This is a genomic window from Cupriavidus sp. H19C3 (assembly GCF_049393815.1).
Classification (GTDB): domain Bacteria; phylum Pseudomonadota; class Gammaproteobacteria; order Burkholderiales; family Burkholderiaceae; genus Cupriavidus.
On the sequence record NZ_CP184988.1, the window covers coordinates 109,663 to 132,583 of the forward strand.

24 protein-coding genes and 1 pseudogene are annotated in these 22,921 nt (G+C 62.1%); 12 read left to right on the top strand and 13 right to left on the bottom strand.

Going from position 1 to position 22,921, the window contains the following annotated elements; translation table 11 throughout:
• Positions 1-31: 31 nt before the first annotated feature.
• The 8 genes from DFLDMN_RS32695 to DFLDMN_RS32730 all read right to left on the bottom strand — a co-directional run bounded on the left by DFLDMN_RS32695 (position 32) and on the right by DFLDMN_RS32730 (position 6,821).
• Positions 32-286 carry a hypothetical protein gene (locus DFLDMN_RS32695; protein WP_423200827.1) on the bottom strand — a complete coding sequence of 85 codons (255 nt, stop codon included), beginning with the start codon at positions 284-286 and terminating at the stop codon, positions 32-34.
• A complete protein-coding gene (locus DFLDMN_RS32700) occupies positions 283-3,384 on the bottom strand; it encodes an SNF2-related protein (RefSeq protein WP_423200828.1) in 3,102 nt (1,033 codons plus the stop codon). Before DFLDMN_RS32700 ends, DFLDMN_RS32695 begins: the two co-directional genes overlap by 4 nt.
• 60 nt (positions 3,385-3,444) lie before the next feature.
• Complete coding sequence (locus DFLDMN_RS32705) at positions 3,445-4,212, bottom strand: hypothetical protein (RefSeq protein WP_423200829.1); 768 nt, start codon at positions 4,210-4,212, stop codon at positions 3,445-3,447.
• The gene (locus DFLDMN_RS32710; protein ID WP_423200830.1) at positions 4,212-5,003 is read right to left on the bottom strand and encodes a hypothetical protein; all 792 of its coding nucleotides are present in this window, start codon (positions 5,001-5,003) and stop codon (positions 4,212-4,214) included. Before DFLDMN_RS32710 ends, DFLDMN_RS32705 begins: the two co-directional genes overlap by 1 nt.
• Positions 5,004-5,089: 86 nt before the next feature.
• On the bottom strand, positions 5,090-5,320 hold the full coding sequence (locus DFLDMN_RS32715; RefSeq protein WP_029306697.1) for a hypothetical protein: 231 nt from the start codon (positions 5,318-5,320) through the stop codon (positions 5,090-5,092).
• An 11-nt stretch (positions 5,321-5,331) separates the two neighbouring features.
• The gene (locus DFLDMN_RS32720) at positions 5,332-5,814 is read right to left on the bottom strand and encodes a hypothetical protein (RefSeq protein WP_423200831.1); all 483 of its coding nucleotides are present in this window, start codon (positions 5,812-5,814) and stop codon (positions 5,332-5,334) included.
• A gap of 114 nt (positions 5,815-5,928) precedes the next feature.
• Positions 5,929-6,132, bottom strand: coding sequence for a hypothetical protein (locus tag DFLDMN_RS32725; protein ID WP_234710821.1), 204 nt, complete (start codon positions 6,130-6,132; stop codon positions 5,929-5,931).
• Positions 6,133-6,296: 164 nt separating this feature from the next.
• Positions 6,297-6,821, bottom strand: coding sequence for a hypothetical protein (locus tag DFLDMN_RS32730; RefSeq protein WP_017510437.1), 525 nt, complete (start codon positions 6,819-6,821; stop codon positions 6,297-6,299).
• A 157-nt stretch (positions 6,822-6,978) separates the two neighbouring features.
• Between DFLDMN_RS32730 and DFLDMN_RS32735 the strand changes: the two genes are divergently transcribed.
• The 9 genes from DFLDMN_RS32735 (at position 6,979) to DFLDMN_RS32775 (ending at position 13,977) form a co-directional block, all read left to right on the top strand.
• Complete coding sequence (locus tag DFLDMN_RS32735) at positions 6,979-7,428, top strand: hypothetical protein (RefSeq protein ID WP_423200832.1); 450 nt, start codon at positions 6,979-6,981, stop codon at positions 7,426-7,428.
• Entirely contained in the window at positions 7,425-8,882 is a 1,458-nt protein-coding gene (locus DFLDMN_RS32740) for a 3'-5' exonuclease (RefSeq protein WP_423200833.1), read from the top strand. Before DFLDMN_RS32735 ends, DFLDMN_RS32740 begins: the two co-directional genes overlap by 4 nt.
• Before the next feature lie 11 nt (positions 8,883-8,893).
• Complete coding sequence (locus DFLDMN_RS32745) at positions 8,894-10,120, top strand: DUF1173 family protein (protein WP_011239936.1); 1,227 nt, start codon at positions 8,894-8,896, stop codon at positions 10,118-10,120.
• Positions 10,107-10,475, top strand: a complete 369-nt coding sequence (locus DFLDMN_RS32750) for a hypothetical protein (RefSeq protein ID WP_011239935.1) — start codon at positions 10,107-10,109, stop codon at positions 10,473-10,475. The genes DFLDMN_RS32745 and DFLDMN_RS32750 overlap by 14 nt, the downstream gene beginning before the upstream one ends.
• 377 nt (positions 10,476-10,852) lie before the next feature.
• Positions 10,853-11,818 (top strand): phage Gp37/Gp68 family protein, encoded by a 966-nt coding sequence (locus tag DFLDMN_RS32755; protein WP_029306692.1) that lies wholly within the window; start codon positions 10,853-10,855, stop codon positions 11,816-11,818.
• A 45-nt stretch (positions 11,819-11,863) separates the two neighbouring features.
• The gene (locus tag DFLDMN_RS32760) at positions 11,864-12,106 is read left to right on the top strand and encodes a DNA methyltransferase (protein WP_029306691.1); all 243 of its coding nucleotides are present in this window, start codon (positions 11,864-11,866) and stop codon (positions 12,104-12,106) included.
• The gene (locus DFLDMN_RS32765) at positions 12,103-12,348 is read left to right on the top strand and encodes a hypothetical protein (RefSeq protein WP_011514902.1); all 246 of its coding nucleotides are present in this window, start codon (positions 12,103-12,105) and stop codon (positions 12,346-12,348) included. Before DFLDMN_RS32760 ends, DFLDMN_RS32765 begins: the two co-directional genes overlap by 4 nt.
• A 94-nt stretch (positions 12,349-12,442) precedes the next feature.
• Entirely contained in the window at positions 12,443-13,033 is a 591-nt protein-coding gene (locus DFLDMN_RS32770; RefSeq protein WP_008648655.1) for a hypothetical protein, read from the top strand.
• 53 nt (positions 13,034-13,086) lie between these two features.
• Positions 13,087-13,977, top strand: a complete 891-nt coding sequence (locus DFLDMN_RS32775) for a DNA/RNA non-specific endonuclease (RefSeq protein ID WP_011239925.1) — start codon at positions 13,087-13,089, stop codon at positions 13,975-13,977.
• Between the two features lie 90 nt (positions 13,978-14,067).
• Here DFLDMN_RS32775 and DFLDMN_RS32780 read toward each other — a convergent pair whose 3' ends face one another.
• A complete protein-coding gene (locus DFLDMN_RS32780; RefSeq protein WP_029306690.1) occupies positions 14,068-14,985 on the bottom strand; it encodes a hypothetical protein in 918 nt (305 codons plus the stop codon).
• Positions 14,986-15,008: 23 nt separating this feature from the next.
• Positions 15,009-15,281 (bottom strand): annotated as a pseudogene (locus DFLDMN_RS32785) (HU family DNA-binding protein); the annotation flags it as partial.
• Positions 15,282-15,754: 473 nt separating this feature from the next.
• On the opposite strand from DFLDMN_RS32785, the gene DFLDMN_RS32790 reads away from it, so the two are divergent.
• Entirely contained in the window at positions 15,755-16,501 is a 747-nt protein-coding gene (locus DFLDMN_RS32790) for a hypothetical protein (RefSeq protein WP_011514905.1), read from the top strand.
• 392 nt (positions 16,502-16,893) lie between these two features.
• On the opposite strand, the gene DFLDMN_RS32795 is transcribed toward DFLDMN_RS32790, so the two are convergent.
• On the bottom strand, positions 16,894-18,030 hold the full coding sequence (locus DFLDMN_RS32795) for a hypothetical protein (RefSeq protein ID WP_011239922.1): 1,137 nt from the start codon (positions 18,028-18,030) through the stop codon (positions 16,894-16,896).
• Positions 18,031-18,643: 613 nt separating this feature from the next.
• Positions 18,644-19,798 (bottom strand): integrase domain-containing protein, encoded by a 1,155-nt coding sequence (locus DFLDMN_RS32800; RefSeq protein WP_011239921.1) that lies wholly within the window; start codon positions 19,796-19,798, stop codon positions 18,644-18,646.
• A gap of 1,128 nt (positions 19,799-20,926) precedes the next feature.
• Here DFLDMN_RS32800 and DFLDMN_RS32805 point away from each other — a divergent pair.
• Positions 20,927-21,952, top strand: a complete 1,026-nt coding sequence (locus DFLDMN_RS32805; protein ID WP_011239920.1) for a PRTRC system protein D — start codon at positions 20,927-20,929, stop codon at positions 21,950-21,952.
• A 491-nt stretch (positions 21,953-22,443) separates the two neighbouring features.
• Positions 22,444-22,575, top strand: a complete 132-nt coding sequence (locus DFLDMN_RS32810; protein ID WP_011514933.1) for a hypothetical protein — start codon at positions 22,444-22,446, stop codon at positions 22,573-22,575.
• A 75-nt stretch (positions 22,576-22,650) separates the two neighbouring features.
• Here the strand turns inward: DFLDMN_RS32810 and DFLDMN_RS32815 are convergent, their stop codons facing one another.
• Complete coding sequence (locus DFLDMN_RS32815) at positions 22,651-22,863, bottom strand: hypothetical protein (protein WP_008649401.1); 213 nt, start codon at positions 22,861-22,863, stop codon at positions 22,651-22,653.
• Positions 22,864-22,921 lie beyond the last annotated feature (58 nt).

Sequence of the window (22,921 nt, forward strand, 5' to 3'; positions counted from 1 at the left end):
GTTGTTTCGGGCGTCGTAGCGCCCAGAAAGCTCAGCTATTTAGGGTGTCTTTCAACGGTAGTGGGCCAATCGGCCGAGCCAGCAGGGTTGTCACCGGCCCGCTCACCCGCCAACCGCCCATTTCCGTCTCGAGAACACCGTGTACCAGGCGATCAAGGCAAATGATCTCGATGCCGTCAGCCTCCAGCGTGCCCAGGATGTTGGCAACGGTGGTGGCGCGCGTGCCGTGACGCTTGATCGTCGCCACGCCCTCACCCAGGGCTATGCTGCTTTCATTCGCTTTCATGCTGCCTCCTTAAGAAGTTGGCGTTGGTCGCGGGTCTTGCGGCCGTGAAGCGCCGCGAGATCGTCGACAAAGGCATCCAGAAGCGTGTCCATGTGCAGAAACGCCTCGTCTTCGAGTTCCGGGGTCGCCCAGTCCAAGCCGGCTTCCATGGCGTCGCGTTTGTGCGCCACCATTTGGTCCTGGTAGACATCGATGCTCCCCGGCAGGTGGAAATACACCACCTTCAATTGCCCTCTCCGGTTCCAACGCAGCGCGCGCCGCATCGCCTGATACTCGATGCGCCATGTCCACGAGCGGTCGTAGAAGAGAACATAGTCTGCGTTCGGGAGGTTGTACCCTGCCCTGCCCGATCCTTTGGTGCAGAGCAATCCCGAGGCCGCCCCGTTCACGAACCGCTTGTCCTTGTCGGCCACGCGCTTCGCAATCGAAATGCCGCCGTGGAACGGTACGGTCTCCACGCCGCGCGCCTGCAGTTGGCCGGCGAGCAGGTCGATCACCCCCGGATTCTCGGCAAAAAGGATCGCCTGCTTTCCTTCACCGGCGATGGCTTCCATTCGCTCGATCACGGCACGCTGCTTGCTGGTCAACTGCCCCAGCGCTCCTACGCCGTCCACCCCATGCTGCGGGTAGTTGGCGGCGAAGTGCACTGCTCGGATGCGCGCGAGGATTGCGATCAGGTTGTTCGAGCGTCCGTCGGTATGACGGATATCCCGATACCATTCCGCGAACTCGTCGGCCGTGCGCAGGTACAGCGACAGATGACTCGGATCCCAATCCGTCTCAACCACCTCGACTGCCGGCGGATCGATCTGGATGTACCGGGCCACGTCGGGCTCGCAGACTAGCCGCCGCTTGGTGTGCGGCGCCAGCATCTGCCTGTAGAGCGGCAGATTGCCGATCTTGGGCACTTCCCGTTTGGCGCCATCCTGCAGGCTCTCCGCGAATTCCCACGTCACCCATTCCAGCACGACGAAGTCATCGCGGAAGCGATCTACGCCGCGTTGAGCATGCTGCGCGGTGGCCAGCCATTGGCGATCCAGGTATCCGCGACGGTAACCGTAGGGCTGAGCCGCCGTACCGTCACCGCCCGTAAAGGCGATCAGACCAAAGACGTCACGGGGGTAGTTCGCAATCGGGCTCCCCGTCAGAATGTACCGGCGCCGCGCCGACAACTGCCAGAGCGCGCGGCTCTGGTCGCTGTTCGGATTGGACAGTCGCTCCCCCTCGTCGGCCACCAGCAGGCCGATCCGGCGCCGCAGACGGTGAGCGTATGTGACCCGCCGCGAAGCCTCCCGACACACCGGCATGCGCAAGCGCTCGTAGGCAATGAGATTGATCTGCCCCAGCTTCCCGAGTGCTTCCGGCGAGTCGATGACATGCACCGACTGCGGCGGCAGGATCTGCGCCAGTTCGGCACGCATTTCCGGGACCAGCCGCGACTCGACCACGATCAGGCCGTGCTTGACCCCTGACAGCAGGATCAAGCCCGCCGCGAGCCGCGATTTGCCGCAACCCTGTTCCCACGCCGCCACAGCACCACAGGGCTTCTGGAGCAGCTCCACTAGGTCATTTTGTTGAAATTCCCAGTTTAGCCAGCGGTCGATACCCAGCGCCTGCATTCGGCGACGCAGGCCAAGGGCTTGCTGCGGATATTTCACCGACAAGCCTTCGTGCACGGTTTCCCAGGTCTGCTCTGATCTGCTAACGGCAAAACGCCCCATCAGCTCGTCCAGCGTTAGCACGAACTGACTGCCGCCGGCGTGGTAGGCATAGCGGCCGTCCGCCTGCCGCGCAAACGCTACGGTCTCGCCGGCCTTGATTACTGGACTACCCCATTTCAGCGGGTCTGCAACATGGCTTTTGAGGGCCACGCCGCAGATGGTTTCCGCTGCGTTCACACCCGTCGTCCAGACCGTGTGCCGCAGCGGCGTAGCCTGGCGCGCGCTGCGCCGTACCCGTTTCGCGAAATGCTTGAGGAACCCCGGGGCCAGTTGCGGTACGCCGCCGGCGCCGCGAATCAGCCGCAGCAAGCCATCCAGCGCCGCCATCGGGTCGTCCTGCACCAGATAGGCCTCGAGATCGAGGCGGCCGCTGCCGGCGTAGTGCATGCCTTGCGGCAGGCGCTGGCCATCCAACGGCCGGATCCTGCAATCGAGGACACTGTTCAGCACCATTGCTTCGACGAAGCCGCACTCAAATCCCAGGACAATCCGGCGGCCATCATGGGCAATGCGTACCCGTTTCTGCGAGGTCACGGGGCGCGTAATGGCAGGGCCCGCGTCATCCAGCGTTTGGTGCCCTAGTCGTGCCTCTCCGAAGATTCGATCATCGAGATTCAGGTCCAGCGCGGGCAAGGGAATGGTCAAATCGCTGTGCGACTGCCGCACAACTCGGCCCATCCGATAGCGGCCAAAGACCGCAATGGAGGTGTGCACCGTCGCGCCTTCCTCCCGGAAGGCCGAGGCCGGCAGGTCGAAGATGCCGACCACGCGGCGGGCCGCATTAACGTGTGCGTCCCGGTGATCCAGAACGTTGACGAAACGGTCGACAAAGCTCGTAGGCAAGAGCGCCACAACGAGTTGTGCCGCCTCCAGCGCCTGGGCCAACGCATATTCATGGCTCAGAGCGCTGCTGTTGGGCCCGAACCTTCCCCAGGTCGTGCAACCAAACGGCTGCAGATGCGGCGATTCCAGATGGATCGAGAACGGCGGATTAATGATGGCGACGTCAAATCGCCGGGGATGGATTTCCTCCATGCCCGCCATGCGGAAGCTGCCTTCGAAGCCGGCGGCCTCGATGCACTGCTGGACTGCCGCGATCACCGGCTCGTGCACGTCAACACCATACAGACTGTGCTGCGCCGGATCGGCGTACTGCATCAGCCGGGCCGAGCCGACCGAATTGTCCAGAACCGAGATCTTGCGGCCGGGGCGCCAGGTCTCGACGACGCCCCACATGAGCCGCGCAATCGCGTCCGGGGTAAAGAATTGCGACAAATGCTTCTGCCGCGCAGCGTGCAGCTCGCCCATGTGAGCGATCTTGTCGGCTTGCGAGCCGAGGCTGACGATGGCCCGCAAGGGCCCGTACCAATGAGTCATAGGGATTCCAGAAAAGAAAATGCCCCGTCGAAACGGGGCAAGGGAAAGGCGCCAGGCTGCTTACGCCGAGATCGGCTCGGATACTGGCTCGGATAGGTGCTGGGCGACGAACGCCAGGAGGCGCTCGCCAAGCGAAAGAGTGAACCGCAGCTCCCAGTACTCGTTGTATTGCACGACATCGAGACCCGGGAACGTCCGCCGCTGTTGGGGCGCAAACGGTTCGCCGTGATCGAACTGGCGCAGGCAGCCGGCCAACGCCGGCTCGCCGGCATCCTGCGCAAAGGCTGACAACGCCGACAAGGCCGCCCGCACTTCGGCATGCGCGTCTGCCGTTACTCGCCGCGACAGGCGCACGGCAGACGGCTCGGACGGCGCATTGAGGCGCAGGCGCACGACCGTGGCAAACCGGCGCACCGCGTTCGGTGCATCCAGCTCCAACGCTACGGCCAGCGTCTGGGCGACCTGAGGGTACGCCAGCGCGCGGCCGCGATGCTCGTACCGTTGCGTCAGCACGCGCCAGTACCGGTCCAAGTCCGGCGTCTCACCGGCACGGAGGGCCTCCCAGATGTTCGGGTAGCCGTTCACCGGGATACGCGTCTCGTCAATGCTGACCGGAGCGCCTGCAATGCCAAACTCGTTGCCCGCCCGATCGATCAGGCTTGCTACAAGGCGGCGTAGGAAGCGACGATATTCGCCAGCGTGGTCAACAGGCAACGGCACAATCGCAGAATCGGCGCCAACCTGCGTCGCCAGCACGCTGACCCGCGCAAACGCTTCAGCCGAGGCCGCCTGCGCCGCACGGAACGCCTCGACAAGCGAGTTGTACATCAGCGCAGCTCCCGCATGGCGTCCTGGCCGTACTCGCCAATGAAGAGCATCAGGGCCTCTGCCAGCTCGTTGCAGAATTTGAACTCCCACTTGTCGTTGAACAAAGTGATGTCGAGTCCTGGCATTGCGATCTTCTCGCGCGAGACGTACTCCAGCTCGTATAGGTTGATGCCCCCCAACTGCTTGGCCAGCAATGCATTGCCAGCTTTGCCCGCGAAAGTGGCGAGACCCATCAGACAATCCGCCGTCGGCTGGGTGCTGTGATAGCCCACCCTGCGCCGGCTCGACCTGTAGGACGCCTCGGTATAGACCGTCTTCTTCAACACCACGCCGGCGGCCGTACGCTTTACCTCAGCATTGCGATGCAGGCCAAAGTTGCGGACGATCCGCGATGCGGCCTGACGGTAAGCCGTCGCCGCCCCGCCATCGCCCTTGTAATGGGCGGTGAGGGAGGCCCAAAGCTTGTCGAGATCCGGGATGTCCCCCTTTCTCAGCGCTTTTTGGATATCCAGGCCAGCACGCTCGTACTCGGCGCTATTGTCGATATCGAGCCGGGCACCCGCGGGGGCAAACTCCCTGCGGGCCCGACTGACGACGTTGCCGGCTAACGATTGGCAGAACTTCTCCAGTTCGTTGTTCTGGCGGTGGTCCGACCGGACGCCTACGGCGAAGAATGGTTCTTCGGTGCCGGTGCCGGCGAGCATGGCACGCTCGAGATTGGCGGCATCTTGATAGGCCTGACGTGCCGCCTGCTGGGCGGCGATGAATTTCTCGATGATTTCGTTGTACATGGGGTCTCTCAAATGAATAGGGAGACCCCCTCGGGAGGTCTCCCGAGGGAAGGAAGGAAGTAGCGCGGGGGTCCGCGCTACGGGAATCACATGGCCAAATCCAACCAGTGTTGAGCGGACTGGCGGCTCACACCGGCTGTCTCCTCCTGGCGGACCGTGGCCCGGCTGCGATCCGGCAGGGTCTTGAGGTCTGTTTCCTCGACACCTTCGATGTCGTGGTCGACGATCACCACGTTCACGTGGCCGTCACTCTCGATGTACGGTACCGTGCCACCAGAAAGGTGGACGATGACGGTGCACTTCTGGCTTGTGTTCACGGCTTGCGCTCCTAGTGAATCGAAAGCGCGCGGCCGACCGGCATGGGCATGAAGCCCATTGCCCACCACAATGCGGCGGGGTGGTTGGGGAACTCCGGAATGTCCGAGCGCTGGAAGATGTCCGGCACGAGGGCAATCGCCGACGGGCGAGCCTGGACGGTTTCCCACCAGTGTTGCTGCAGGCGCAGCCAGGTCAGTTCGGCGCGCGCAACGTGATCCCACTCGAGCGGCAAGCTGGTCTCGTCGAACAAGTCCACGCCTTCTGCAGTCATGACTGCGACTACCTCGTGATAGCGCCCCAACTCATGGGGAAAGCCGCGTCGCACGAACTTCAGGACTGCCGGATTGGGATGATGGAAGATTCTTTGCAACTGGCGAATGTACACGGCGCATTCGCGCCGCGAGCGCTCTTCGTAGTCGTCGCGACCAACCTGAGCACAGGATTCCTCGGCCGGCACAGGGCCAACCTCAATGTCGATGGTTTTGGGAAACATAGCTTCGTCTGAAGCCGGGAGCGGTACCCTAACCGGGTCGTCTCCCGGAGGGTAGTGGATGGGCCGCACTCACCCAAAGGGTGAGCGCGACTATGCGGCCGTTTCGACCAATTCTCAGGCCGGGCGGCCCAAGAGATGTTCAAAATTGCTGAGCGTCCAAAGCACAACGACCAAAAGGGCCATTGGCGCCAAGGCGCTCAGTTGGACATACAGAAGAGCAAGCTGCGGTGTCGTAACGATGAAGAACAGCGCAACGAACAGAATGACCACCAGCGCAACAAGAGCGAAGGAGGTGGAACGAGCGTGGGCAATGGACATGGTGGCTCCGATACGGAAGATGGAGCCATGCCCCAATGGGACAAAAGCCCCAATGGGTGGAAGAAAAGCAGATGGCCGGTACGCCGGCAGGTGTCGATGCGCAGTAGCGCGGAGAATCGGACGAATCTTACCTCGCCTTCCGACAACCTTCAACACCACGACGCCTACCGCTTCCCGGCGGCGTGCCGGGCAAGACGATTTGCCTCACGGAGGCGATTCACCACGGCCCAGCGACGTTGCTCGACCTCTTCTGGGTTCTCCAGATTGGAATAGTCCTGCACAGGACCGTCCCCGACGAAAGGCACATAGTCTTCGGGAAGCCGACCGTCAGCTTTGGCTTTTTCCCGCTGCAGGCGCCCAAGCCCGTCGGTACTCTCTGTAATGGCGACGTAGTCCCACCGCGTCGGGACGGCATCCTCCGCGAACCAAACCTCGCCTTCGCCCTTCCCCACGATTGCAACGACGTCATAGATGCTCCCCACGGGAGAGGGGTTCGCCCGAACCTCGAACCGCAGAACGTCGGGCCGCGGATGCCAGAACACGCGGTCCAGGTAGCGCTTGAAGATGAACGCGTCCAACCGCGCAATCTCGCCATATTGCGGCTCGCCTGGGGCAATGAACTGCGGCTCGTTCTTCGGGCGGTTGCCGAGCGATACCTCGCGGGCCATCGATGTAGTGACTTGGGACATGGGTTTTCGGTAAAAGGCGCACGAAATTCTATCCCTTTCGCAGCCTACGCCCGCTTTTCTGCCTTGAAAATGTTTGGCGGCGAACTTCGCCCGCCGGCGGCCTTGACTTCGATGTGGCCCCGGTATCTTGGTCTTAGACCCATTTACCTTAGCCGCCATGCGATTCACCCGATTCGGACGCCACGCCCCCATCAACTTCAATACCCGCCGACAAGCCGCCTTCGCTCGCAAACAGCAGCGTGAGCGCGAGCGGTACCCGCTCTTCGCCGAGCACGTCGCCGCCGAGCAGCATTCCGCTGATGACGAGTTGGCGCGCCGGCAGCGACGTTCGGACCGGCTCGAAGCGACCACGCGTGACCACCAGGCCCGTGTCTGGCGGCAGAAGCGCGCGGTCTACTTCTCTCTCACCGCAGAACAGCAAGCCGAAGTCCGCGCCAAGTGGCTGGCATGGACCGGCCCCACCACCGCGTTCTATTTCGCTTACATCGTAGACAACATCAGTGGCGAGGCCGCACGGCGCGACGAGGTGCTTCGCGCCCGCACGCTGGAAGTGCGGCGCCGCGTCCTCGCGAACATGCCCGAGCAAGTCGCTTTGGAGATGGCATGACGCCGACCACTGAGCAGGAACAGGTTGTGGAAACCGTCCGCGGCGGTGGCCCCGTCAAGGTCAAAGCCTACGCCGGCGCTGGCAAGACATCGACGTTGCGCATGGCCGCAGAAGCCCGCGGCCGCGCGCGCGGCCTCTACCTCGCTTTCAACAAGGAGATCGCCAACGAGGCGACCCGCAAGTTTCCGCAGAACACGCGCTGCCGCACCGTGCACTCCCTTGCATATAGCGGCACACGCCCGGAGATCACCCGCAAGCTGCGCAATCCCGTCGAGCCGCCCCACCAACTGGCGCTGCGCTATGGCTTGGGCAAGCTGCACCTGCCGACGACGATCGGCAAGGATCTGGAGCTGAGCCCGAGCAAGGTCGCACGCATGGTGATGGACGGAGCAGCCCGCTTTTGCCGGTCGGCCCAGGCCGAGCCGCTGGCATGGCACATCCCGGTCGACGCGATCGTGAAGGACGATGAAGCCGAGCACCTGCGCGAAGCCCTCCTGCCTTCGGTGAAACGTCTCTGGTCGGAATACCTCGATCCGGCCGCGCCTTCGGCAATCGGTCACGATACGTACGTAAAACTCTGGCAACTCAGCCGGCCCCGCATCGGCGCCGACTTCATCCTGTTCGATGAAGCGCAGGATGCCGACGGCTTGATGCTCTCTGTGCTGCGCGCCCAGCAGTGCCAGGTCATTTACGTCGGTGATCCCTACCAGCAGATCTACGAATGGCGCGGCGCGGTCAACGCCATGGACCATATCCGCGCGCCGGAATGCGCCCTCACCGAGTCGTTCCGATTCGGGCCTGCGATCGCACAGTTGGCCAGTCGTGTCCTCGCGCTGATGGACGAAGACACGCCCGTGCGCGGCCAGGACGGAGTCGCTTCCCGCATCCTGCACGAGTCCGCTGGACAAGAACGATTCGACGCGGTCCTCTGCCGGAAGAACGCCACGGTCCTGACTCACCTGGCCCAAGGCATAGGCCGCGGCGATCGCGTCGCGGTGCGCGCCAACGTCGACGAACTGCGGGCCTTTGCGGACGGGGCGGAGCAGCTCATGCGCGGCCAGCGCATCGGGTATCCGGCCACTCTCGCCCTCTTCGAAACGTGGGAAGAGGTGCAGGAGTATGCAGAGTCTTTCGCTGGCCGGGATCTTAAGCCGCTGGTCACGCTGATCGACAACGAGGGAGTGGATTACCTGCGGCTGATCCTCACCCGCGTATCGCCCGAGGACGAAGCCGACTACATCGTCTCGACTATCCACCGTGCCAAGGGCCTTGAGTGGGATCGGGTGCAACTAGCCGGGGATTTCAAATTCAAGAATGGCGACGACGGGAAGCTGACCATGGCGCCCGAAGAAATGCGGCTGCTCTACGTCGCCATGACCCGCGCCAAGCACGTACTGGATGTAAGCGAGATCCGCCGCGACCTGTACACGATGTTTCGTGAAGCCGGCGTCTAGAGAGGAAACCTATGATCACCGTGCGGATTGGCGGGAACGAGTTCCCACTGGACGATGTACTGGACGACCCTGGCCGCTACGCGCGCCACCTCGAGCGCGCCAAGAAAATCCAAGGCTTTGCTGAATGCGGGTGCGGCACGCAACGGCCCAGGCCGAAGCTCGTGATCCGCCGCCACCGGGACATTTTTCTGCTTGCCCGATGGCCAGAACAGGCGCACCAACACGCGGCGGCCTGCCCGTTCAACCGGCCGACGCTGGCCAAGTCGGGGCCAACCGATAACCTCGATGCCTTCCGGCTCAAGGACGGCCATCATGACATCAGGCTCGGGGTAGCGCTGAGCGTCAGCACGCGTACGCCAGCGGCGACCGTCCAGCGGTCTGCGCAGGGCCAAAGCAGCAAGCCCCAGCGGCGCTCCGCCGGGCTGCTGGCGTTCCTAGAGTATGCCTGGGAGCAGGCCGGGCTGAACGTGTGGCCCGGAACCGGCTATCGCGGTTGGATTGCTTGCTGGTCACAACTGACCGCCGAACTTGCGGGATGCCGGATCAACGGCACGTCTGCCGACGGTTTGCTCCACATCGTTCAGCGATGGGATCCCAGTCGCAAAGCGGAAATCCTTGCCGAGTTCGACGCTTGGCAGGCCCGGCTCACCCCCATGGCCGCCGGCAACCCGCGTGGCATCGTCATCGGCCAGCTTGAATCCCACGAACCCTCACAGTACGGCGGCAAACTCGTATTGCGACAGAGCCGGCAACGCTATTTCCTCAATGCGGACCTTTATGCGTGCCTGCAGAGTTCGTTTGGCAGCGCCTTGTCCGCCGTGGGCAGAGACGACCAGCGCTGCGTTGCAATCCTACTGGTAGAGATGTCCAAGGGCGGCTATCTGCGGGTGGTCGACATCGCGGCGATGCTGACCAACAGCCATTTCGTGCCGTGTGACTCGTCGCATGAAATCGCCATGGCCGATCACCTGATCGCCGAGCGTCGGGCGTTTCGCAAGCCGCTGCGCCATATCGGCCGGGCTGCCGCTCACCCGGACTTCATCTTGACCGATGTAGCTCCGGAGGTGGTCATCGAGGTCCTCGGCATGTCCGGCAATGCAGACTATGACGCCCGAATTGCCGAGAAGCGAGCACACTACCTTGCCTCCGGCATCCCGTTGCTCGAGTGGGACGTCAAGGCCGGTCCGGCCGCCAGCGTCCGTCTGCCAACCGCGAACCGAAGCAATGACGGCGCCTGATATCGCATCGGCAGCGCTGGTTGACCGTGAATACGCACGTGCGTTGGATCTGGTCCAGCGCTTTCGCGCTGCGTCCGTAGCGCTGCTGCAGCGGCATTTGCAGATTGGCCCCGATGTTGCCGAATCGTTGCTGCTGCGCATGTCGCGGGAGACAACGCTCGTGCGCAGGATGCCAGATGGGCTCTACCTGTTCGTCGGCGAAATCATCGGCAACGAACTGCAGGCTTTCCACGGTTTCGCCCGCGAGGTCCTAACGGCAATCACCGTAGGTCGCATCGACGCCGAGCAACTCCGCGCTGCTGCCGACCGTTACGGCATTACGCCGCAAGTCTTGACTTCGTTGCCGCCTCGATAGGCTGATGAGGTAACCCGGCGCGTTGCACCCAACACCCCACGCCTCCATACGCAGCCCGACCATATGGAAAAACATACCGTACGAGAAAACATACCCTCTGGAGCCGAGTCGCCGTCGCTTGTCAGTATCGGCCGCCGGCCCATCGCCGCACGAGCCAAAGGCGGCTACCTAGTGCATTTGGTGGACCTCGCCACAGGCCTTGCGCTATGCGGACACAAGCCGCGCCATACGGCCAAGCGCATGAAGCGCCGGAGTGGCTGGCTACCGTATGGCGCCGTGCCCCCTACCTGCATCAAATGCGAGGCAGCGCAACCGCCTGCGACCGAGGCGCCCGAGCGCGACCCCCTGACGATCGACATGTTTGAGGACGCACAGTCATGAGCGAAAACACGAAGATCGAGTGGACCGACCACACCTGGAACCCGTGGGAAGGCTGCCAGAAGGTAGGCCCGGGCTGCGACCATTGCTATGCCGAAACCCGCAACCAACGGTCTGGCGGGGGCGTTGCCCCGAACTGGGGACCAGGGGCGCCGCGCCGCCGCACCTCCGCAGCCAACTGGCGAAAAATGTTTCGGTGGAACGCTGCCCACGCCGCGTTCGCTGCGGTCCACGGCCGCCGCCAGCGCGTCTTCTGCGCGAGCTTGGCCGACGTGTTCGATACCGCCGTCCCTATCGAATGGCTTATCGACGTGCTTGATGTTTGGCGCCAGACGCCGCACCTGGACAAACTCGTGCTGACCAAGCGCATCGGCAACGCTACGAAGCGGCTCGGTGAGGCGTTCAACACGCTGATGCTGCGCGACGATTGTGCAGAGAATCCGCTCGTACCTTGGCTGGCAACGTGGATCGCCGGCAATGCACCCGCTGATATCTGGCTCGGTGCCACGATCGTGAATCAGGCTGAAGCCGACCGCGATATCCCCAAGCTGCTGCGCACGCCTGCCAAGACGCGGTTCCTTTCGATGGAGCCGCTGCTCGGCCATGTCGACGTTTTCTCCTCTGCTACCGGCGAACTGTTGCACACGTCCGGCAACGACTACGAGCCGGGCGCCCTCGACTGGATCATCGTGGGAGGTGAGAGCGGCGCCGGCGCCCGCTCAATGCACCCGGCATGGGCCCGTTCCCTGCGCGACCAATGCGCCTCGGCTGGCGTGCCGTTCCTCTTCAAGCAATGGGGGCACTGGCAGGTCGTGGATGGGTCTACGGGGAAAGCGGCCTTTCACGCTGTCGGCAAGAAGGCCTCCGGCCGGCTGCTGGACGGGGTGGTCCATGACGCCTTCCCTGTGACGTCGCTCGACGTCGGCGCTGCATGCGGACGCGCACTGGCGCGTGGAGCGAAGTGATGGAGCCGTGCCGCCCAGGCACTCGGCTTGCCGACCCACGGCGCCATGCAGCCTACCGACATCCCCGACTTCTTCACGCGGTTCCTGTCCCAGCCAGGCGACCTTGTGGTCGACCCATTCGGCGGGACGATTCGCACCGGCCTGGCCGCCGAGAGGTTAGGTCGGCGCTGGATCGCAACGGAATGGATCCTGCAATACGCGCGCGGTGCCGCCGAACTGTTCCGCCAGTTCGACGGCTTTCAGATGCACCCGGCCATGCAATGGGCCACTCAACCCAAACGACAATGACGCAGCACGACGACAACGAACGCGAATACCCCGAACCCGAAACCGTCCTTGCCATCCGCGGTGCCATCGCCACCGGGCAGCTGGGCGGCCCCAAGGGTCCGCCTGGCCACTGGCTTAATGAATTCTGGCAGATTGGCGCCGCGCTGCGCGACCATGCCGAAATCCTGCAGGGCTTCGAGGACACCGCGCTGCAGGAACTCCTGAATACGACGGCAGACTATCTGGCGACCGACGTCCCTTAGCCCGGCCGCCTTTCGCACAGTCAGTCGCGCCCGACCGTTGGGCACAGGATGCGGGCAGGCATAATGCCGGCATTTCCCGATCCTGATTCTCCCCATGCCCAGCGGCCTCCTCCAATGCGCCCACTGCGACGGCGCCCCGACCTACATCTCTGGCCGGCTCCAGGCAGTTATCGTATGTGAAGAATGCGGCATTTCTACGCCTCCTGTTCGCCTGGACTCTGCGGACAAGGACACCGCGTTCACGACGCTCAGCGCGATCTGGAATAGCCGCGTCGAGCACCGCCCAGCCGACCAGAACGCGGTCTCAATGATGTCGCGGCGCGCGCTCACCGCATCGGACATCCCCTACTTCCTGAATCTGCTGGCGGCAACGACCTCCGACTGGGAGACGGTCGGACCCAAGTTTGCCGCCATGGCCGCGGCGCTTGCCCAGCCAGGGTACGAGTTCAAGCACGTAGATCCACCGGAGACCGTGATCTCCCAGGCGGCGAGATACCAGAAACTGTTGAAGCGCGCGAAGATCATCTATATCGATGGCGCACCGATGATCCGCTTCGATCATGTGCCGGCACTGTGCGCGGAGATCGCCGAAGAATCCCTCGCCGACAAGGACTGGCCGCTTCTGGATCTGCACGAGTTCATTGGTAAGGCTATCGATGGCCTCCCCGATCACTGGCAGCCTTGACTTTGGCCCAGAAAGGGCAAGCTGGGAGCGTGTTCAATGACGCCCTCCCAGCAATGATCCGTCAACTTACAGTCGCCCTTCTTCTCGCCGTCACCGCGGCAGCCGCCTCCGCCAAGGACGCCGCGCAATGCGGAAACATCCTCGAGGCCGGCAAGCCGGCGGCCAGCCGTCCTGCCGCCAACACCAAGCTGCTCTGCTACCGCGCGTACGCAGTCCTCTACTCGCCGCAGACCCGCACGGCCCTATGGTCCGCCGAACGCCTGACCGCCGCCGCGGCGGATGCGGCCCGTACATTGCCGCGCGACAGTGATTTCTATGAAGAAGATCGCTTGCCGGCTGGCGAGCGTGCGCAGCGGCGAGACTTCGTACGATCTGGATACGACCGTGGCCACCTTGCCCCGAGCGGTGATTTCGGAGACAAGGCGTCTCAGGCCGAAAGCTTCAGCCTCGCCAACGTCGTGCCTCAGAACAGCACGTCGAACCGGAGGACCTGGAGCCATATCGAGACATCGACGCGCAAGCTCGCGCGTCAGTATGGCGCCATCCATGTCGTGACCGGTCCGGCATTCACCAATGCCGCCCGAATGCTGAACGGCCGCGTGCGCATCCCGGACTATTTGTGGAAGGCAATCTATGTGCCGGGCGTCGGCGCTGCGGCCTACGTCGTCCGTAACGATGCGACGCAAGCCTACAGCGTCATCAGCATTAGCGAACTGTCGCGCTTCACCGGCATCGATCCGTTCCCCGCTCTGGCGCCGACAAAGCGAGGCGTCGCATTGGATCTACCGCCGCCGACACCGCATCCGGGGGAGAAGGCGGCTCGCCGTGTCGCATTTGCCAGGCTTGTTGGAAACGACAAAGCAGGGGATGCGGCTGAATCCCTCGGTGGGCTGGTTCAGCACGCCGGTGCGCTGGCCACGCTCATGCTGGCCTACGCGCGGTAGCATCCCGCCGGAAGGAACATGTTCCTTTCAAAAAAGACGAAAGGCGCGCCTTTTGACGCGCCTTTCGCTTTCATACTGGCCGATTTACAGTCAGCCTCGTGCCCAAAGCCACGTTCCGAGGCCGAAGTACAAGGATAGCGGGATGGATGCCCCCGCCAGCGAAGCCAGAACGAAGCGGAGCCGGGAAGGGCGCCGCGGCGCCCGCGCAAGCTCGATAGCGCGCCAGCGGACATTGTCCACCATGTCCCGTACCTTCGGGTCCACCGCGGACTCGTCGAAGCCCGCCAGCCACACCATGTCGGAGTTGTGAATCTCGCCCACGAAAATCGATATCTCGCTGCCCCCAAACACCCTCGCCCGTTCCACTGCGAACTCCAGCATGAAGACGCTTCGCAACGGGATGTTGAGCTCAGGCTCGATCATCGCAAGCCAGCGCCAATCAGGATCCGGAAACACAGGCCCGCAGCGATCACCCCCGCCCGCCCGCCGCCGGCAATTCTCCACGAGATAGGCGTACGGCTCCGGAAAGCCAGCAATCCTGCGCCGCTCGTCGGGCGAGAGCGCATGGAAGGCGGCAGAGCCACCGATGTCCTGGAGACGACGAAACCCGTTCGCTCCGAAGCGGTCCGCCATCGTCCGCCGCTCGCGCCGCATGCCAGCGGCCACCATAAACATGCGCATCGGCGTGAGAGCGGCTTTGAACTGCATCCGGAATGCATCGCGCAGTGGGATCTCAGTCCAGTCGTCCATCTCGACCTGGATGCCCCGGTACAGCTTCGCGAACTTCGTCTCGCCAAAGACAAGCTCTCCCGGGGCATTCTCGATTGCGTCTTCGACCAGAGCTTTGTACTGGCGATTGGTGCCACCCGTCAGACCATGGAGCACGCCATAGACATGGCAAGTGACGCCGCGATATCGGATCGTCGCCGCATCGAGGCGTTGCGGGATCTCCGCGGTGCCGGCGAGCAGCTCCGCGACCGGCACGTATTGTGGGGAGGGCGCATGCATCGCGTCACCGGCCACCGGCCACCATTGACCGCATCCTTGAATCGCTGGCCCGCCTTGAACTTCACGGTCTTGGCTGCCTCGACCCGGATTTCCTCGCCGGTGCGCGGATTGCGCGCCATGCGTTCGCCACGCTCGCCTTTGCTGAAGGTACCGAAGCCGATCAGGCTCAAGGTTTCGCCGCGGCCTACCGCCTCGACGATGGCATCGAGCGTTGCATTGAGGACTTGCTCGGCCTTGGTCTTCGTGAGACCGTCGACACCGCGAGCAACGGCGTCAATCAGTTCAGATTTCGTCATGCGGGTATTCTCCTTGCGCGTTGGATGTGCCGAGGTATTCAAGCACGCCTCGACCTCATCTCTCGCCTGGAAAGACCCGCCAAATTCACAACCTTTCGGAGTTGGAGCCTGGCCTGCCCGCTATCGGCCGAGCAGGCAGCTCCGCAAAGTCCTTCAAACCATCGAGGTAAGCGCGCCCCTGGCATGCGAGACTAAGATGCGCGACGTCGGCCTGCTTAAGCGCTACACCCAACGCCTTTCCCAACACATCGCCCTTCTCCGGCGGCATGGCGGACGAAATGCGAAAAATCGTTCCAGCCTCGGTATCGTGATCCTCGAGCTGCCACCCCGCCCCGTTCAGCCGCCGCCTGGCTAACGGTGCGAAGTGCGGACCGTAGGCAAATTCCGCCAGCAAAAGATCTCGTGCTAGGAGGCTCACGCTGGCGGTATGCTACTCTAATTGAGAATTAGAACTATATAGGGCAGAGTGCAGCGTGAAACCAGATTACTCGTTCGAGAATCAGTTGAAGTCTCTTGAACATGAGGCCAACGTCATTGCCAACTATACGTATGCGGAGATGACCATTCAGCATGCCGCGTCGCAATCTAAAAAACTGCTAGACCACTTAAACGAAACCCCCACCTTCTGGATATCCTGCACCGCCGCCTTACAATCAGCCGCATATATTGCACTCGGTAGAGTTTTCGATCAAAAATCTCCTTACAACCTCGAAGCGCTCATGATTTCGATGGAGCGCGATTTGACGATCTTCGGTCGAGATGCTCTTGCTCACCGCAAGCGCAATGGTGCGACGAGCGACCCAGCGTGGCTGGATGCCTACCTTTCCGCCGCGCACTATCCAACTAAGGCGGACGTTGCACGCCTGAGGCGAAATATTGAGAAATACCGGTGCGTCTATGAGCGCGCCATTATGCCGGTTCGCCATCAGTATCTCGCTCATCGGCAAGCGCACGGAAACACAAAAGTTCAAGCACTGTTTGCGCGCGGTAAAGTCGCTGACCTGTGGCGCCTGTCAACGTTCTTGGTCCGCTTGCACTCTGCGCTGTGGGGCTTGTTGCACAACGGTCGGAAGCCGTTACTTACGCCGGTTCGCTTCTCGGTAAATCGCATCTACGCCGATAGCTCCAGGAACTCAAGGCCGCATGAGCAAATTGTTCGGGAGACGCGAGCACTAATGAAGGCACTGGAACAGCTACCCAAGTCTAGCTTTCGGTCATAGGGGGTTTATCAAGAAATCGATGCACCCTCCTACATCGCGCCTGCCGAAGCCTCTATCCCGCGAACCTCGATTTCGCCCCGGAAGAATCGGCCTCGGACAACGTAGCCAGCCCCCCGCGCTGCTGTTCGCATAGGCGGCGCGGGCGCTCGGCTGGCCTTTATCTCTATCGCGGGGGTCGCCAGCATGTAAGGGACTGGCCCGCGTCTCGATCTTGACGGCGTCGAGCTGCCGAACTCTTGCCGATGGCGCCCCGGCGAGTTCTGCCTGCCAGTGCGGGCGCCGCTCGATAGTAGACCGACCGGTTGTCTTATGGTCAACGCCGTCCCGCGCATGCCGCTCCCCTTTCAAACGGCAACGCGCGGCAATGAACGGTGCGCGGGACACTTCTCCCCTCAAGCCTCGGTGTCGGCGCCGGGGCTTTTGCCCACCATCACTTCCCGCATGCTTTGCTCGATCATGGCACGCAAGGTGTGCTCGGTATCGAGCTCGCACCACGGGTGCTTGTTGTCTTCAGTTTCCATCGTGAAGTCGAATGCAAATGGGTCATGTAACACATAGGCGTCAATCTGCCGCATACGCTGCAAGTCTCCCTCTGATATTTCGAAACGGCCGGCATCGGCGAGTGTTTTCTTGAACGCCAAGGGAAACAACATGGAGGCGAAAGCGAGATGCGTGTGGACCGGCCAGACGAAGCGGCGCACCTCGCGCGAGAGGCCGTGCGCGGACTGCCCGCGTACTTGGCAAAACTCGCTGGCCCATGCTGTTAGCGGCCTCGTCACGTGCTGGTATTTCCCTTTCCAATCATCGGCAAGCGGCCCGTTACCTTGCATGTCAGCGTGATAGGGAAAGGTCCGGTCGAGCGCATCGATAAATTTCTTGCAGTTGTTGCTAAAGCCGAAGAGCCATTCGAACGCGCAATACAGCAAGACGGCCTCGGTATGGTCTGGCATGTCGCGCGAATCGGTATTCGCCGCGCAATAGTCTTCGATGGCACTGCGCCAGTGCGGCGGCATGTCCGGCATCAACGCGCATAGCAAGTGCTCGTCAATGGAAAACCACGACCGGCTGACGTGGTGCGGTCGATGAAAGGCAAACTCATCGGTGCCCCAACTGTGCAAACCTTTGCCGTCGCGCCGCCTTGTGTGAAATCCGAACCGGTTTGCCTCACCCGCTCGATACCGCTGGATGACGAGCTTATAGGTATCGGTATTCGTGTAGGCCACCGTGAATAGCCGGCGATTCGCAAGCGCGGCGAAGGCGACGAGCTTTTGCAAGGCCCACAGCCATTGCGCCCGATCCTCGATATCCATACCCGTCTGCCAATCGCCGAACTCGACCAGGGTAGCGGCGCGAATCGGGTGCCTCGGATGCTCGGCATACGCTCCGAGTACCGCCTCAATATCGGCTTGCGTTGCGTAGGGAAGATCGCCCGGCGCCTTGCCGAGCTCGTAAGGAATCAGGCGAAGCGCCCCGAAGCTGCGCGCTCCGTTGATGGCAACCCACGGGAAAAAGGCGATGGCCTTTGGCATGGCGACGGAGAGCCGGACGGCACCGGCCCAAGTGACGGTACGGCGATTCTACCGCGCGGGGTGTGAAGCCCTGCGGCTATGCCCGGGCAAGCCGGAAGGAATTTGCCACAAGCGCGATTCCGAGGATAGGAGTGGTGGTAGGTAGGGTACGGGGCGAGATCGCGTGTTTCGGCGGCTTCTCCGGCTTACGAACATCCGCCCCGCCTCAAGCCTGCGCCAAGCCCACGTGGACGCCCATCATGCCGAATGCCACCGGCTTGCTGCCAGCTTATGGAGAGAGGCGGCCGGCGTCGTGGTAGCCGGGGGATTGCTCGTATATTTGGCGTAGAATCCGCCCCGTTTCCAGCTTAGCTAAGTGATGCTTTGTAGCGTGTTTCTCAGCCAGCTAGAGGCTTAGATGACCCATGTATGTAGACAAACTCTACTCTGACGATGCGCTTCGCCGCATCCTAGCCAATGGCGTCGCGGCAAACGCGACGGCCGAATGGCCGTGGCTTCCCCCTTTAACCAGAGCCAGCGCTGGCGAGGCTTACAGGAAATCCGGGGGAAGCGTGCCTGCAACTTTGGCTATGTTTCATCGTGCCAAAAGCGCCACCACCCACAATATCGGCCATTACGTGTCCCGCTTCGACAACACGCGATATAGCTTGGCGCGCGAAATGCCCAATGCCTTCGCCGCAGCGGCTTTGTTACCGTCGGCTTGCGCAATTGCCGCCTCGATCTCTGCGACCGTGGGTTCGGGCCTGTCCTGGGCGCGCTGCGTTGCATACGTCGATAAGTACGCGTTGGCCTTTGTCGCGCGGCTATGGCCTGCGGCCTCCACCACCTTTCGCATGGCCTCGTGGTGCGCAGCCGCGTCCTCAACCTTGCCCCCGCCCTTGACGGCAGCGGGCTGCCCGCTGTGACGCTGGTACATCTGCTGCAGATATTGGTGGCGAAGCCCGTGTGCCGTCACGCCAGCGCCATTCTTGGTGACACCATGCTTCTCCAACACCGTATAGAAACGCCGGCGCCATTGCTTCTGCGTATAGGTCGCCGGGATGAGCGACTCCCTCCCAGGATTGGTCGCTTGCGCCAAGCGCGCGGCCTGCCCTAGCAGGTCGTACTGCCAGTCGAATTCGATAGGCACGCGTCTCGGCCGGCCGCCCTTGGTGCCATCGTGGACATGCAGCATGCCCGATGGAAGGATGTCCAGAGCAGGACGCAGCCGCCAGCTTTCCTTCGCACGCAATCCAAATCCGGCCTCAAGTTTCAGCTGCAGCGCGACGTGCCGATCCGTCACCTCAATCTCGGCAACCTTCGCCAGAGCATCGATCCCCTTGCCTTCCCAGGACCGATCTTCTTTCGCGACGTAGCCGCGAACGTAACCCTCCGGGCGCGCCGTGTAGTCGTCGATCCGTCCCACCATGTTGACCTTGCCCATCCACGACATGAAGGCGCGCAGATGCGTCAGCCGCAACTCTACAGTGCCGACATTCAGCTTGCGATCTTCTACCCAGTAGCGGACAAGCCAGCGAACGTGCTTCTGCCGGATTGCATACGGCGATGTCACCGCCATTCCACCGATGCGCCGTAACTCCACCATCATCGCAAGAAGCGCCTGCGCCCTCTGGCGTTGAGACATCTGCGACAGCGACCGGCCGCTGACTCGCGTGCCGCTGTGCGGTAGGTGAAGGTGCTCGCTCGCCAATACCGCGAATTCGGCCTTGAAACGTTCGGGCAGGTTGTACTGGTCCAGGATTGGTCGAAGGTTGATTGTCTTCAGCATGACGGATTCCTATTCGCGCTAAGCGCATCCCGCCGGCCGCGCAAATCTGCGCAACCCAATTCTCGGCGGCGCCAACCCCGAATTGGCCCTGCCCGCTTGGTGCACCGGGGTACCACCCCCAGCTTGCCGGCCCACCCTGCCGGTCCTACAACCACTCTTCCGGTCCTTTAGCGATGCCAAACCGATCGGCCCTGAGCATGGAAGCAATGCGTCGTGACCGTCCGCTTCGCGAACATGCAAGGCTCTCGCCTCACGCACCGCTTGCGCGGCCACCCTATCCGGTGCATCTCTGGATGCGAGCCTGCCTTCGCGTGGATTGCGTCCACACGCCTGCGGCCCTTGCCGTGATGGGTGATTACCTGTTGCGCCGTTCTGGTACCGGTGGCGCCCCCCGGATCGATATTTGCTCAGAAGCCTGCGTTCGCCGTCATTCGGCACGCAAAGCAGCTCCCCACCCCAAAGTCAGATCATCCCCGCCGCAGTGTTTTGGGCTTCGTGATCCGCACCCAGCCACGCGGCTGTAAGGGTGTCGGGCATACGCGGAATTTCCACAGAGCACCTGTCCGGTGTCCGGCTTCGGAATTGTCCGCACTACGGTCTATTTTCACAAACAGACCGCCAATCGGCTTGGTATCGCGGTGTCCGGTGTCCTCACTATCCGACACGGTCCACTTGATTTGATTGAAAAAAAAGCCGGTGCAATTTCCGGCATGAACAGTGAGCCCTGCAGTACCCCTCCGTACGGAAGGATCGAAGGCCGTTTTGTGCCGCGCAATGGCGGCGGAGTCGATGCGTCGGGGACGCGGTAGGTGCGCCAAGCATAAACCACGGAACGAATCACTGGCAACGTATCACACCGCAAATCGATCAGCTTTCGGCGCTTGACTTCGGCTTTTCAACGGTAGAGTGGGTGATAGCGATGTGCCACGAAGTCGGTCCACGTCGGAGCAGGTGGGACTTGGGCAAATCAAGTGCCACCATGTGCCATCAAAGTCCTCGGACATGGTGGCACTAGATAGGACATGGCGCCGCCAAGTGCCACTTGGTGGGACTTGCTCGGACCAGGACGCAGACTCTCTCCCGATGGAGCATCGACCGAAACAAACTCAATCCATCAAGGTAGCTGACATGAAACAACAGAACGAACTTATCAAGCACCCGACCATCGCCATCGACGTAGGCTACGGCAATACGAAAACCGCTTGGGCAATGGGCGCCGAGATCGCAACGAACATGTTCCCGTCGCTTGCTCCGCTCGCAGCAAACAGCTCCCTCAACGCCTTCGGCGGGGGCGTGTTCAAAGGCCGGAATGTCCTCAACGTCGAAGTTGACGGTGCGCGGTATGAGGTCGGCCCCGGCGTATCGATCAGTGGCGCGCATGTGCACACCGGCCGTTCGCTATCTGAGGACTTCGCGACCACCGCCGGCTACGCCGCTCTACTGGCAGGAGCGTTGCACTACGCCGGCGCGCGCGAAGTGGACCGTCTCGTGCTCGGCCTGCCGGTCCACAACACGCAAAAGTATGCAGCCCACCTCAAAGAGCGTTTCGCAGGCACGCACAATTTTGGGTGGGGAGACATACATGTCGGTAGCGTGCTGCCACTGCCCCAACCGCTTGGCACACTCATTCACTATATTCAGCAACGCGGCAAACAATACGACCCCGACAACTCGTATCTTGTCATCGATGTTGGCTATTTCACGACCGACTGGGTGGTCGCCCGCGGCTACACGGTCGACGACACGCGCAGCGGTGGCGTTCCAGGCGGCGCAGCGCGCATCTATCAGCAGGTCGCAAGCCTGATCACTGCCGACCGCAACCAACCGGATGTCGGCATCGAGCGCATCGACCAGGCCATTAGGGACGCCAAGCCGCTCGTGTATTTTGGGGAGGATCTGGATATGGGACCGTATCTGTCTGAAGCGATGGCGCTCACGAATCAGCCCGTAAAGGAAATCCAGACGCGCGTCGGCCGAACCGACGACTTGCGTGCCATCATCCTGACCGGCGGCGGCGCGCAGCTCTATGCACCGGCCATTCGCGCTGCGTTTCCCCTGAACCCCATCCACATGATGGACTCTCCCTGTTTCGCGAATGTGCGCGGCTTCTACACGATCGGTGCCGCCACTCGGCAGGCAAGCCGAGCCGCGTAAGGTAAGGCCATGGATAAGGTTCAAATGACCGTGACGCTGGTCGAGCCAGATTTGCTCGCTTACCTGCGTCAGTTCTCAGATCCACGAGAGCGGTCCTTCATGCTGCGCATGTTGGCATTGCGGGGACTCCAGTCAGGACGGGCCAGCGGGCAAGAGGCCGTGGTCTGGCCACCAGTGTCAGGTTCACCGGCGGGCGGCCTAGATTCCACGCCAGTGCGGACGCCTGCTCCCATAACTCAGGAGCCGATAATGCGAGGTGCCGTGCCTCGACCACACAACGAGGCACCGCTATCAGTGCCGACGGTAGCTGCGCCTCCTGCAGCGACAGGACCAATGCAAGGCGCGATGGAGGGGAATGATAGCGACCTCGTCGACCCCTTGGCCGGCATCGACATTGGAGCGCTTAATGACGCTATGGCCCGGTACTAGCCTAGGGCTTGACCGCCAACAGTTATGTGGCAAGCTACAGAAAACCTGACGGAGAGATCCACATGAAATTTTTCGACTTCCTCTCGACCAACCATGACATTAATCGATTCGTTTTCGGCACCGTGATCTGCTACTGCGTGGTGGAAGCTGTCGTGGCAGTCTACCGAGGTGCCAAGGCACGCAAGAAAGCGTAGGCCAAGTGCGCACGCCACAAAAAAAAAACCCAGCGATATGATCGCTGGGCTTTTTGTTTAAGGTTTGGGCTCACATCAGTGAAGCGTGCCAGGGGCAAGGCAGAAATCCACCGCCGATTCATACGAAAGATTGCTTTCGACCAGCGTGAAGCTGTTGCTTGCGTCCTTCCTGTAGACGTGGAAGAACTGTGCCTCTGACTTCCACGCTTGGACATCCTGAGTTGCAGTGCTCCGCATGGCTTGGATGTGCAGCTTGTTCACGATCATCGTAAATCCTTTCTGTGGCATTGCATTCTCCGTTGAGACTGCCACAAGGGAATCCGCCCCTGTGGGCGAACCCACAGGG

Bases quoted from the DNA above. Each gene is read 5' to 3' on its own strand.
- DFLDMN_RS32780 (WP_029306690.1), bottom strand. From the start codon at position 14,985: ATGCATGCGCCCTCCCCACAATACGTGCCGGTCGCGGAGCTGCTCGCC.
- DFLDMN_RS32770 (WP_008648655.1), top strand. From the start codon at position 12,443: ATGCCCAGCGGCCTCCTCCAATGCGCCCACTGCGACGGCGCCCCGACC.
- DFLDMN_RS32775 (WP_011239925.1), top strand. From the start codon at position 13,087: ATGATCCGTCAACTTACAGTCGCCCTTCTTCTCGCCGTCACCGCGGCA.
- DFLDMN_RS32705 (WP_423200829.1), bottom strand. From the start codon at position 4,212: ATGTACAACTCGCTTGTCGAGGCGTTCCGTGCGGCGCAGGCGGCCTCG.
- DFLDMN_RS32700 (WP_423200828.1), bottom strand. From the start codon at position 3,384: ATGACTCATTGGTACGGGCCCTTGCGGGCCATCGTCAGCCTCGGCTCG.
- DFLDMN_RS32800 (WP_011239921.1), bottom strand. From the start codon at position 19,798: ATGCTGAAGACAATCAACCTTCGACCAATCCTGGACCAGTACAACCTG.
- DFLDMN_RS32735 (WP_423200832.1), top strand. From the start codon at position 6,979: ATGCGATTCACCCGATTCGGACGCCACGCCCCCATCAACTTCAATACC.
- DFLDMN_RS32725 (WP_234710821.1), bottom strand. From the start codon at position 6,132: ATGTCCATTGCCCACGCTCGTTCCACCTCCTTCGCTCTTGTTGCGCTG.
- DFLDMN_RS32695 (WP_423200827.1), bottom strand. From the start codon at position 286: ATGAAAGCGAATGAAAGCAGCATAGCCCTGGGTGAGGGCGTGGCGACG.
- DFLDMN_RS32815 (WP_008649401.1), bottom strand. From the start codon at position 22,863: ATGCCACAGAAAGGATTTACGATGATCGTGAACAAGCTGCACATCCAA.
- DFLDMN_RS32765 (WP_011514902.1), top strand. From the start codon at position 12,103: ATGACGCAGCACGACGACAACGAACGCGAATACCCCGAACCCGAAACC.
- DFLDMN_RS32795 (WP_011239922.1), bottom strand. From the start codon at position 18,030: ATGCCAAAGGCCATCGCCTTTTTCCCGTGGGTTGCCATCAACGGAGCG.
- DFLDMN_RS32805 (WP_011239920.1), top strand. From the start codon at position 20,927: ATGAAACAACAGAACGAACTTATCAAGCACCCGACCATCGCCATCGAC.
- DFLDMN_RS32760 (WP_029306691.1), top strand. From the start codon at position 11,864: ATGCAGCCTACCGACATCCCCGACTTCTTCACGCGGTTCCTGTCCCAG.
- DFLDMN_RS32755 (WP_029306692.1), top strand. From the start codon at position 10,853: ATGAGCGAAAACACGAAGATCGAGTGGACCGACCACACCTGGAACCCG.
- DFLDMN_RS32730 (WP_017510437.1), bottom strand. From the start codon at position 6,821: ATGTCCCAAGTCACTACATCGATGGCCCGCGAGGTATCGCTCGGCAAC.
- DFLDMN_RS32720 (WP_423200831.1), bottom strand. From the start codon at position 5,814: ATGTTTCCCAAAACCATCGACATTGAGGTTGGCCCTGTGCCGGCCGAG.
- DFLDMN_RS32750 (WP_011239935.1), top strand. From the start codon at position 10,107: ATGACGGCGCCTGATATCGCATCGGCAGCGCTGGTTGACCGTGAATAC.
- DFLDMN_RS32710 (WP_423200830.1), bottom strand. From the start codon at position 5,003: ATGTACAACGAAATCATCGAGAAATTCATCGCCGCCCAGCAGGCGGCA.
- DFLDMN_RS32810 (WP_011514933.1), top strand. From the start codon at position 22,444: ATGAAATTTTTCGACTTCCTCTCGACCAACCATGACATTAATCGATTC.
- DFLDMN_RS32745 (WP_011239936.1), top strand. From the start codon at position 8,894: ATGATCACCGTGCGGATTGGCGGGAACGAGTTCCCACTGGACGATGTA.
- DFLDMN_RS32740 (WP_423200833.1), top strand. From the start codon at position 7,425: ATGACGCCGACCACTGAGCAGGAACAGGTTGTGGAAACCGTCCGCGGC.